The organism is Streptomyces sp. NPDC086023, from assembly GCF_044540325.1.
Taxonomy (GTDB): Bacteria; Actinomycetota; Actinomycetes; order Streptomycetales; family Streptomycetaceae; genus Streptomyces.
The window spans coordinates 78,523-87,387 of the sequence record NZ_JBITRX010000027.1 but is presented as its reverse complement, the minus strand read 5'-3'; the positions used below and the strand labels follow the sequence as shown (position 1 = coordinate 87,387).

The 8,865-nt window shown below is 75.9% G+C and carries 7 protein-coding genes; 4 read left to right on the top strand and 3 right to left on the bottom strand.

Annotation, left to right across the window (positions count from 1 at the left end; all coding sequences use genetic code 11):
- Positions 1–248: 248 nt before the first annotated feature.
- A complete protein-coding gene (locus ACIF6F_RS33965) occupies positions 249–1,631 on the bottom strand; it encodes a PucR family transcriptional regulator (protein ID WP_399956206.1) in 1,383 nt (460 codons plus the stop codon).
- A 358-nt stretch (positions 1,632–1,989) separates the two neighbouring features.
- On the opposite strand from ACIF6F_RS33965, the gene ACIF6F_RS33960 reads away from it, so the two are divergent.
- The 4 genes from ACIF6F_RS33960 to ACIF6F_RS33945 all read left to right on the top strand — a co-directional run bounded on the left by ACIF6F_RS33960 (position 1,990) and on the right by ACIF6F_RS33945 (position 6,428).
- Positions 1,990–3,108 carry a hypothetical protein gene (locus ACIF6F_RS33960; RefSeq protein ID WP_399956202.1) on the top strand — a complete coding sequence of 373 codons (1,119 nt, stop codon included), beginning with the start codon at positions 1,990–1,992 and terminating at the stop codon, positions 3,106–3,108.
- The gene (locus ACIF6F_RS33955; RefSeq protein WP_399956198.1) at positions 3,105–4,550 is read left to right on the top strand and encodes an NADH-ubiquinone oxidoreductase-F iron-sulfur binding region domain-containing protein; all 1,446 of its coding nucleotides are present in this window, start codon (positions 3,105–3,107) and stop codon (positions 4,548–4,550) included. The genes ACIF6F_RS33960 and ACIF6F_RS33955 overlap by 4 nt, the downstream gene beginning before the upstream one ends.
- Before the next feature lie 175 nt (positions 4,551–4,725).
- Complete coding sequence (locus ACIF6F_RS33950; protein ID WP_399956195.1) at positions 4,726–5,781, top strand: SCO0930 family lipoprotein; 1,056 nt, start codon at positions 4,726–4,728, stop codon at positions 5,779–5,781.
- Positions 5,782–5,792: 11 nt separating this feature from the next.
- A complete protein-coding gene (locus tag ACIF6F_RS33945) occupies positions 5,793–6,428 on the top strand; it encodes a hypothetical protein (RefSeq protein WP_399956192.1) in 636 nt (211 codons plus the stop codon).
- A gap of 284 nt (positions 6,429–6,712) precedes the next feature.
- Here ACIF6F_RS33945 and ACIF6F_RS33940 read toward each other — a convergent pair whose 3' ends face one another.
- On the bottom strand, positions 6,713–8,269 hold the full coding sequence (locus ACIF6F_RS33940) for a glycerol-3-phosphate dehydrogenase/oxidase (protein ID WP_399956189.1): 1,557 nt from the start codon (positions 8,267–8,269) through the stop codon (positions 6,713–6,715).
- Positions 8,266–8,856 carry a TetR/AcrR family transcriptional regulator gene (locus ACIF6F_RS33935; RefSeq protein WP_399956186.1) on the bottom strand — a complete coding sequence of 197 codons (591 nt, stop codon included), beginning with the start codon at positions 8,854–8,856 and terminating at the stop codon, positions 8,266–8,268. The genes ACIF6F_RS33940 and ACIF6F_RS33935 overlap by 4 nt, the downstream gene beginning before the upstream one ends.
- Between the last annotated feature and the right edge of the window lie 9 nt (positions 8,857–8,865).

Sequence of the window (8,865 nt, the reverse complement as noted above, 5' to 3'; positions counted from 1 at the left end):
GGGGCTTTGGGGCTTCGCCCTGGCCTTCGGCCACCCCAGGCCCGGGCCTGCCTCCGGACCAGCCTGCCACGACGCGTCAAGCACCTTCCCCACACTCCACACGACCCACCAGGGCAGCCAAGGGGAGTGCGGGGGGAGTGGGGTGCGGCTGGGGTGGGGGCCGGTGCCGGTCGGCGCCCTGCGTGCAGACACACCGCGGCCCTTCCCCCGTCGGGTGGGGGAAGGGCCGCGGCGCTGGGGGGTGGGACTCAGAGTCCGTTGACGCGGGCCATTCGGCCTGCTCCCACGGGTCGGAGCTCGGTGGTGACGGGCCGCGTCCTGCGGACGGGCTGGCGGCGCACCTGGGCCATCAGGCGGCGGCTGCGCAGGGCCATCTCCAGCTCGAAGCGGGTGCGCGGGTCCCGCAGGTCCGGCCCGAACAGCTTCTCCAGCTGGCGCATCCGGTAGCGCACGGTCTGCGGGTGCACGCTGAGGGCCTTCGCGGCCTCCGGTGCGCCCCCGCCTTCCAGCCAGGCCAGCAGAGTGACCTCCAGCCGCTCGCTCTGGCGGGGGGTCAGATCGGCCAGGGGACGGAGCCAGCGGGCCGCCAGTGCGTGCGCCAGGGGTTCGTCCTGGAGCAGCATCAGGGTGGAGAGGTGGTCGTCGACGAACACCGGCCGGGGTTCGCCGCCGGCCCGCGAGGGCGAGAGGGCCAGCAGCCGCATCGCCCACCGCAGCGAGGACGCCGTGTCGCGCAGCGGCACGGCGTGGCCGACGGCCGCGAACCTGCCCCGCAGCAGGGGTTCCAGGGCGACGTGGTCGTCGTCGTCCGGACTGGGGACCAGCAGGCACGGCTGACCGCCCACCATGCCGGCGAGGGCGTCGTCCATCGCGGCGGCCAGTTGCTGGGTCTCCCCGGGCGTGGCCAGGGCGACGGCCCGTATCGCCGGCGGCAGCGGCCAGTCGGCGGCCGCCGCCAGTTCGGCCAGGTGGATGTCGGTGGGGCCGCAGTCGCCGACGGTCAGGGCGTTGAACAGTTCCTGGCGGGCCGGATCGGGACCGACCGACTCGTACGGGTTGCCGTGTCCGAAGGCCCCGGGACCCGGAGCGCCCTGCCCCGGCGCTCCGTGTCCCGGTACGCCGTGACCGGGCGTCCCGTACTCGTCCCGCCGCGGGCGGGGTATGCGGATCGGCTCCCGGGCCGCCGCCGTTGCGGGCCCGTGGCCGGCGCCCTCGGAGCCGCCGTCGTGCCCCCGCAGGCGGTCCTGGCCGTGCCGCGGCTCTTCCTCGTAGCGCCGTCCCGCGTGGTCCTCCCGTCCTGTGTGTTCCTCCCGGGTCGTGTGGCTCCCGGGGTCCTCGTGCCGGTCGCGGCCTCGCGGCCCGCCGTCCGCGTGGGCCCCCCGCGTACCCTCCGCGGCGGCCAACGGCCCCCGCTGCGAGGGCGGCTGGTAGCCCAGTACGACGAGCAGGGCCTCCTCCAGTGCCTGCCTGAGCAGTTCGTCATCCATGTCTTCGGCGCCTGCCGGAAGCCCTGGGGTTCCTTGCAGCAGCTCCTCCGCCATCTTCCCTGCCAGCGCAGGGAGTTCCCTGCGCAGCACCCGCGTCCACTCGCCGCGTGGGCGGGACCAGATGCGGTTCAGAAGTTCGCACATCGCTACCTCGTTCCGTGCCGGGGTATGGTCCGCCGGGTGCTCACCCGGCGGGCCTGCCGAGGTCGGCTCCGCCACCGATCTCCTTGCGCAGCAGCGGAGTTGAGACCCTCGTACTCCCTTCTGGAGGGTGTCCTCCTGGAACGGAATCCTCCGGGGCTACACGATGCCATGGCGACGCGCCCGCAGGAACTTGTCACATTTCGATAAATCCTGTGGAGACGTTGGGAAGCTCCACGATGCTTCTGCCACTCCGGCCCCGGCGCCTGGGTCCCCCAGCTCTGCCGCGCGGTACCGACCACGACCCCCGGGGTGCCGAGCCAGAGGTGGAGCCTCGGTACCCGGGCGCACAGGAGACTCGATGCCCCTGTCCCAGACCCACCCGCCCCGCACGCACCGCGCCCGCCGCCGACGGCGGCACGCCGGCGCGGCCCGGACGCCCGGGCGGCGGGCCGTCCGGCGGCTGCCGCTGCTCACCCCCGGCTCCGGACGCGCGCGGCGTGCACAGAAGTACGCCGTCCTCGTCTGCCTCGCCGTCGCCCTGACCGTCGCGGCGCGGGCCGGAGCGCTCACCAGCCCCTGGGAGTTCCTCGACTTCGGCGCGGGCGTCCTCTCCCTCGTCTCCCTCACCGCCACCGTGCTGTGGGGCCTGGTGGCCACCGACCGCACCGTCCTCGGCTCCGGCCACCGGCTGCTCGCCCAGGGCATCCACCGCGGCCTCGCCGTGGCCGGGCTCGGCTTCCTCGCCCTGCACATATGGGTGAAGGTCGCCGAGGGGCAGACGGGCGCCGCCTCGGTCGTCCTCCCCTTCGCCGACCGGGACCGCCCGCTGGCCGTGGGCCTGGGCACGCTCGCCGGCTACCTCTTCGTGAGCGTCGCCGTCTCCGGCGCGGTGCGCAGCGCCTTCGCCACGCGCAGCCGGTCCATGTGGTGGCGGGCCCTGCACATGGGCGCGTACCCGGCCTGGGGCGCCTCGCTGGTCCACGGGCTGAAGGCGGGCCGGTCCGCCGACGCCTGGGTCACGGCGAGCTACGCCCTGTGCCTGGCCGGCGTGGCGGCCGTCATCGCCGTACGGCTCCGGCGCCGGATGCGCCGAACCGCCCCGCGCCCCGCGGATCCGCCGCCGAAGCCCGGGTACGCGCCGGACTCCGGCACCGGCTTCGTCACCGCCCCGCCCGTGCCCGCGGACCCTGCTGCCGCGGCCTCGCCGCAGCCCGCGGACCAGCCCGCCGAACCGGCTGCCGCCTACGCGGCGGAGCCGGGCCGGGGGTACGGGCCGGGCCCCGCGTATGCGCCCGAGCCCGGCTACGTCCCCCAGCCGGCCCCCGCGTACCGGTCCGACGCCGACCGCTTCGCGGAGGCCCCCACCGCCGAGCTGCCCTACGTACCGGCCCAACTGTCCTTTGATGGGAGGCGGTTGGCCGTGTCCGGGCCGCCCCCCGAGCCGCGGCTCGTGTCCGACGCGGGACGGCGGCCATGACGTACGAACCCCAGCCCAACCTCGGCTCCGTCGGCCCGCCCCGGCTGCTGGCGGGGCTCGACGCCGCGCCGCGCCTGGACCGGGTGGGCCACCTGACGCAGCACGGCTCGCTCCCGCACCACCGGCCCGACGAACTCGTCGCGCTCGCCGAGAACACCGACCTGCGCGGCCGCGGCGGCGCCGGCTTCCCCTTCGCCCGCAAGCTCCAGGCCGTGCTCCGCTCGGCCGCCGCCCGCGACGGCCGCACCGCGGTGGTCGTCAACGGCAGTGAGGGCGAGCCCAGTTGCCTCAAGGACACCGCGCTGCTGCTGCGCGTGCCGCACCTCGTCCTGGACGGGGCGATGCTCGCGGCCGACGCCCTCGGCGCGGAACAGGTGGTCGTCGGCGTCACCCGGAACGACGTGGAGCAGTCGGTGCGCGAGGCCATCGCCGAACGCGGCCCCACCGGGGGCCGGCTGCGCGTGGGCCGCCTCCCCGAACGCTTCGTCACCGGCGAGGGCTCCGCGATGGTGCGCGGCCTCAGCGGCGGCCCCGCGCTCCCCTCGGGCCAGCGGGTGCGCACCAGCGAGCGCGGGCTCAACGGCCTGCCGACCCTGCTCTCCAACACCGAGACCTTCGCGCAGCTCGCGGTGGCCGCCCGGCTCGGCGCGCTGGAGTACCGCGCGGCGGGCCTGCCGGCCGAACCCGGCACCACCCTCCTCACCGTCGGCGGCCGCACGGTCGTGGAGACCCCGACCGGGGTGCCCCTGCCGTACGTGCTCCAGCTCTGCGGCTCGGACCCCGGGCAGGGCGTCCTGGTGGGCGGCTACCACGGAATGTGGCTCACCCCCCGGACGGCCAGGGCGGCGCTGGTCTCCCGGCAGTCCCTCGCGTCCTTCGACGCCGTGCTGGGTGCGGGGGCGGTGCTGCCGCTGCCCGAGGACACGTGTCCGGCGGGCGAAGTGGCCCGGGTGGCGCGGTGGATGGCCGACGAGTCGGCCGGCCAGTGCGGCCCGTGCGTGCGCGGGCTGCCGGCGCTGGCCGACGTGCTGGAGGCGGCGGTCGGCGGCGACCGGCGCGCCCTGGAGGACGTCGAGGCGCGGATGCGGGCGGTGAAGCGGCGCGGTGCGTGCAGCCACCCCGACGGGACGGCCAGGTTCGTCGCCTCCGCCCTCGCCGTCTTCCCCGACGAGTTCCACGACCATGCCCGGGGGCCCGGCTGCGGGCGCCGGGTGCTGGGCGCGCTGCCGCTGCCGGACGACGACAGCCCGGAGCAGCTGGTGGTCGACTGGACGCTGTGCCGGGGGCACGGGCTCTGTGCGGACGTCCTGCCCGACATCGTTGTCCTGGACCGCGACGGCTACCCGGCCCAGGCCGCCATGCCCGTGCCCGGACGGCTGCGCACCAAGGCGCTCCGCGCGGTCCGCCGCTGCCCGGCGCTCGCGCTGCGCATTCAGGAATGACGTTTCCGTGAGCGTCCGGGGACAACGGGGGAAACGTCCGTCCCCATCGGCGAGTTCAATCGAGTTCAATCTTGGCGGGAATTGATAAATTCCGCTCCGGCCCTTCTCCCGCCGCCGGAAATCCCCTTTGAATTTCCCTGCAAGCACACCCGACCGGAATTTCGGAGGAGAGCGAATGGGTTACAGGCGGCGTGAGAAGTACATCGGTTCCGCGGTCGCGGTGCTCCTGCTCACCGCGGGCTGCGGGGTCACCCAGAACAGGGCCGCCCCCGCCGGCAATTCGGTACGCGAGGCCGGCGGCGGAAGTCCCATCGGCTCCGGCAGCGGCTCCGGCTCGGGCTACGACTCCGGCTACGGCTCCGGGTCGGACGGCGGCTACGGCACCGCCGGCGGGGGCTCCGGCGCGGACCCCGGCAGCGGCTACGGCGGCGGCTCCGGCATGGACCACACGGCGGGCGCCAAGACCGGCCCCGCGGGCCGGCTCGCCGCCCGCGACGTGGCCGGCGTCGGCACCGTGGTGGCGGACGGCAAGGGCTGGACGCTCTACCGCTTCGACAAGGACTCGGCCAGCCCGCCCAAGTCCGCCTGCGACGGCGACTGCGCCAAGGCCTGGCCCCCGGTCCCCGCGGCGGACGCCGACGCCACCGGCTCCGTGGACCCGGCCCTGCTCGGCTCCGTGACGCGCTCCGACGGCACCCGGCAGCTGACCCTGGGCGGCTGGCCGGTGTACCGCTACGCCAAGGACACCGCGCCGGGGCAGGCCAAGGGCGAGGGCGTCGGCGGCACCTGGCACGCCCTCGCGCCGGACGGCGGAAAGGCGGCGGACGGCGCGGAGGAGAGCGGGGCGGAGGACCGCGGGGCGGACGGCGTACAGCTCTCCGTGGCACGCGACCCGGCCCTCGGGAAGATCGCCGTGACCGGCACCGGAATGACCCTCTACCGGTTCGACAAGGACAGCGCCTGGCCGATGCGGCTCGGCTGCAAGGGCGCCTGTCTGGAAAAGTGGAAGCCCGCGCCCGCCGTCGACCCGGAAAAGGTCGAGGGAATTTCCAGGAAACTGGTCGGATCGGTGCGCCGGCCCGACGGTTCCCGGCAATTGACCATCGACTGCTGGCCGGTTTACTGGTTCACCGGCGACAAGAAGGCCGGCGACACCAACGGGCACGGCGCGCAGGGGCTCTGGTGGGCCGTCACGGACACCGGCAAGAAGGCCCCGGCGGCGGCCGAGTAGGCGGCGGCGCCGTGCTCACGGCACGCCGCGCCCTCGCCACGGCCGCCCTGCTGGGCGCTGTCCTGGCCCCGGGCGGCTGTGCGGACCCGCCGACGGGCTCCCCGGCGGCCTCCGGGACCCCACGCGCGGACGTACGCACCGCAGGGCGCCCGGCACCCGCCCGGCCGGCCGGACTCCAGGCGATCGCCGCCGCGGTGGGCTGCGCGCCCGTCGTCAGCGTGGACGCCGAGGAGCTCCGCCAGGGCGGGTGCCGGACCCCGGAGGGCACGTACCGCATGGCCACCTTCGCCACGGCGGAGGGCCTGCGGGCGTGGCTGGCCGAGGCCCGGGCGTACGGCGGCAGCTACCTGGTGGGGGACCGGTGGGCGGTGACCGCCAGCCCGGAGACGGTCCTGCCGGCGCTCCGGCCCCGCCTCGGCGGCACCCTGCAGGCGGGGGCGGCACACGGGACGGAGCACGAAGGAGGACGGGGCGCGGAGCCCGCTCCGGAGAACGGGGCGCAGCACGGAACGGGTCACGGCCCGGCACACGGAACGGTGCACGGCCCGGGGCACGGAACGGGAGCCGGCGGCCCCCGCACCGGGCGTGGTGCGGGAGCCGGCGGCCCCCGCACCACGCCCGGAGCGTCCCCCGGCACCGAGCAGTAGGCCCACCGGCACCCCACCCGCACCAGGCACCCGACACAGGCACCCCCACCCACTCCAGGCACCCGACACAGGCACCCCCACCCACTCCAGGCACCCGACACGGACACCCCACCCACTCCAGGCATCCGGCACCGCCTTCCCCAGGTGCCGCACCAGACCCCGGGCCCGGACCAGGAGACCTCCCCGCTCCCGGTCCGCGCCCGGACCCCGGCCCCGCGGATGGTGCCCGCAGGCCACGGCGGGCACCACCCCCGACCGGCCGGGACGGCCCAGGGACGCCGGGCTCAGCCCCGCAGTTCGGCCAGGACCTCCTCGACGGCCGGCCGGGCCAGCTCCGCGTCCTCGGGCACGAACCCGATGCGCGTACGCCGGTGCAGCACGTCCTCGGCGTCCAGCGCCCCCTCGTGGGTGATGGTGTACTCCACCTCCGCCCGCGTGATGTTGATGGTGGCGGCGATCCGGCGCATCGGGTCCGGCAGGGAGGCGGCGGCGAGGACGGCCCCCGCCTCCCCGCCGTACCGGGCGATCAGCGGGGCCGGCGCCACGTCGCGGCCCACCGTCCGGCTGGCCGGGTGCCCGGGGGCGCCGACCAGCGGCAGCGAACGCGTACGGCACGGCCCCGCGTCCAGCCCCCGCACCCGGCACGCCAGGTCGACGGCGTCCTCGGCCATCCGCCGGTAGGTGGTGAGCTTGCCGCCCACCACCGTGACCACCCCGGAGGGCGACTCGCGCACGGCGTGCCGGCGCGAGAGGTCCGCGGTCTCACCGCCGCCGGCGTCGATCAGCGGCCGCAGCCCCGCGAAGGCGCCGCGCACGTCCGCCCGGGTCAACTCCCGGGCCAGCGCGGTGTTCACGGTGTCCAGCAGGAACGAGATCTCCGCCTCCGTCGGCTCCGGCTCGTCCGGGACGGGTCCCGGCGCGTCCTCGTCGGTCAGACCCACCATCACGCGTCCCAGCTGCTGCGGCAGCGCGAACACGAACCGGCTGGTCGAACCCGGCACGGGTACCGTGAGCGCCGCCTCGGGCCGGCCGAACACCGCGGAGTCGAAGACCAGGTGGGTGCCGCGGCTCGGGCGCAGCCGGATCGATTCGTCGACCTCGCCGGCCCAGACGCCGGTGGCGTTGACGACGGCCCGGGCCCGCACGGTCAGCGCGGTGCCGGTCAGGGTGTCCGTGAGCCGGGCCGAGTCACCGGTGACCTCGCTCGCGCGGACCCGCGTCAGGATCCGCGCCCCGTGCCCCGCGGCCGTCCTGGCGAGGGCGGTGACCAGCCGGGCGTCGTCGATCAGCTGCCCGTCGTGGGCGACGAGTGCGCCCCGCAGGCCCTCCGTACGGACCGCCGGCACGAGCCGTACGGCCTCCCGCGGCCCGACCCGGCGCGCCCGCGGCAGCACGGACGAGGGCGTACGCGCCCCCACCCGCAGCGCGTCCCCGGCCAGGAACCCGGTGCGTACCAGCGCCGCCGTCCCCCGGGACACCGAAGGCAGCAGCGGCACCGCCTGGGGCAGCGCCCGGATCAGGTGCGGCGCGGTACGCGTCATCAGCACGCCCCGCTCCACGGCGCTCTCGTGGGCCACGCCGACCCGCCCGGAGGCGAGGTAGCGCAGTCCGCCGTGCACCAGCTTGGAACTCCACCGGCTGGTGCCGAAGGCCAGGTCCCGCGCCTCCACCAGCACGGTGCGCAGCCCGCGCGCGGCGGCGTCGAGCGCCACCCCCGCACCGGTCACCCCGCCGCCGATGACCAGCAGGTCGACGGCCGCACCGGCGGCGAGTTCGTCGAGATCGGCGACGCGGCGATCCGCGTCCAGGGCGGTCGTACCGGTCGGGGCGGATCGGTTCATGGCCTCAGGTATCCGTTCAGGGCGATCGACAGTTCCCGTCGCCACGCGGCCTCCGGCAGGAGGTCGGCGACCATGCGGTGCGACTGGACGGTGGACTGGGTGATCAGCAACACCATGGCGGCGATCTCGGCCGGTTCGCCGGCGCGGATCGTGCCTCCGCGCTGGCCCGCCAGGACCGCGGCGCACAGCTGGTCGACGAGGTCGCGCTGGCTCGTACCCAGGCGCTGGACCACGTACTCGTGGATGAGGTCGGCGTCCGAGCGCAGTAGCTCCCCGAGGACCGGGTGGTCCCGCATGCGTACGGCGACCTCGACGATCCACTCCACCAGCGCCTCGCGGTCCGTGCCGCCGCGCGGGGTGTGTTCGACGGTACTCAGGACCTCCCGCGTCAGCAGGGCCCCGACCAGTGCGCGGACGTCCGGCCAGCGCCGGTACACGGTCGGGCGGCTGACGCCGGCCCGCCGGGCGATCTCGGCCAGCTGGACGCGCCTGCCGAGCACGGCGACGAGTTCCGCCGCGGCGTCGAGGATCTGGTCGTCGATGCTGCGGGGCTCTTCGTCGCCCGGGGCAGTGTTACTGATTGACATGATGTGGAA

What these genes read in the sequence shown, in the direction of transcription:
- ACIF6F_RS33965 (WP_399956206.1), bottom strand. Translation starts at nt 1,631, where the DNA reads ATGTGCGAACTTCTGAACCGCATCTGGTCCCGCCCACGCGGCGAGTGG.
- ACIF6F_RS33960 (WP_399956202.1), top strand. Translation starts at nt 1,990, where the DNA reads ATGCCCCTGTCCCAGACCCACCCGCCCCGCACGCACCGCGCCCGCCGC.
- ACIF6F_RS33955 (WP_399956198.1), top strand. Translation starts at nt 3,105, where the DNA reads ATGACGTACGAACCCCAGCCCAACCTCGGCTCCGTCGGCCCGCCCCGG.
- ACIF6F_RS33950 (WP_399956195.1), top strand. Translation starts at nt 4,726, where the DNA reads ATGGGTTACAGGCGGCGTGAGAAGTACATCGGTTCCGCGGTCGCGGTG.
- ACIF6F_RS33940 (WP_399956189.1), bottom strand. Translation starts at nt 8,269, where the DNA reads ATGAACCGATCCGCCCCGACCGGTACGACCGCCCTGGACGCGGATCGC.
- ACIF6F_RS33935 (WP_399956186.1), bottom strand. Translation starts at nt 8,856, where the DNA reads ATGTCAATCAGTAACACTGCCCCGGGCGACGAAGAGCCCCGCAGCATC.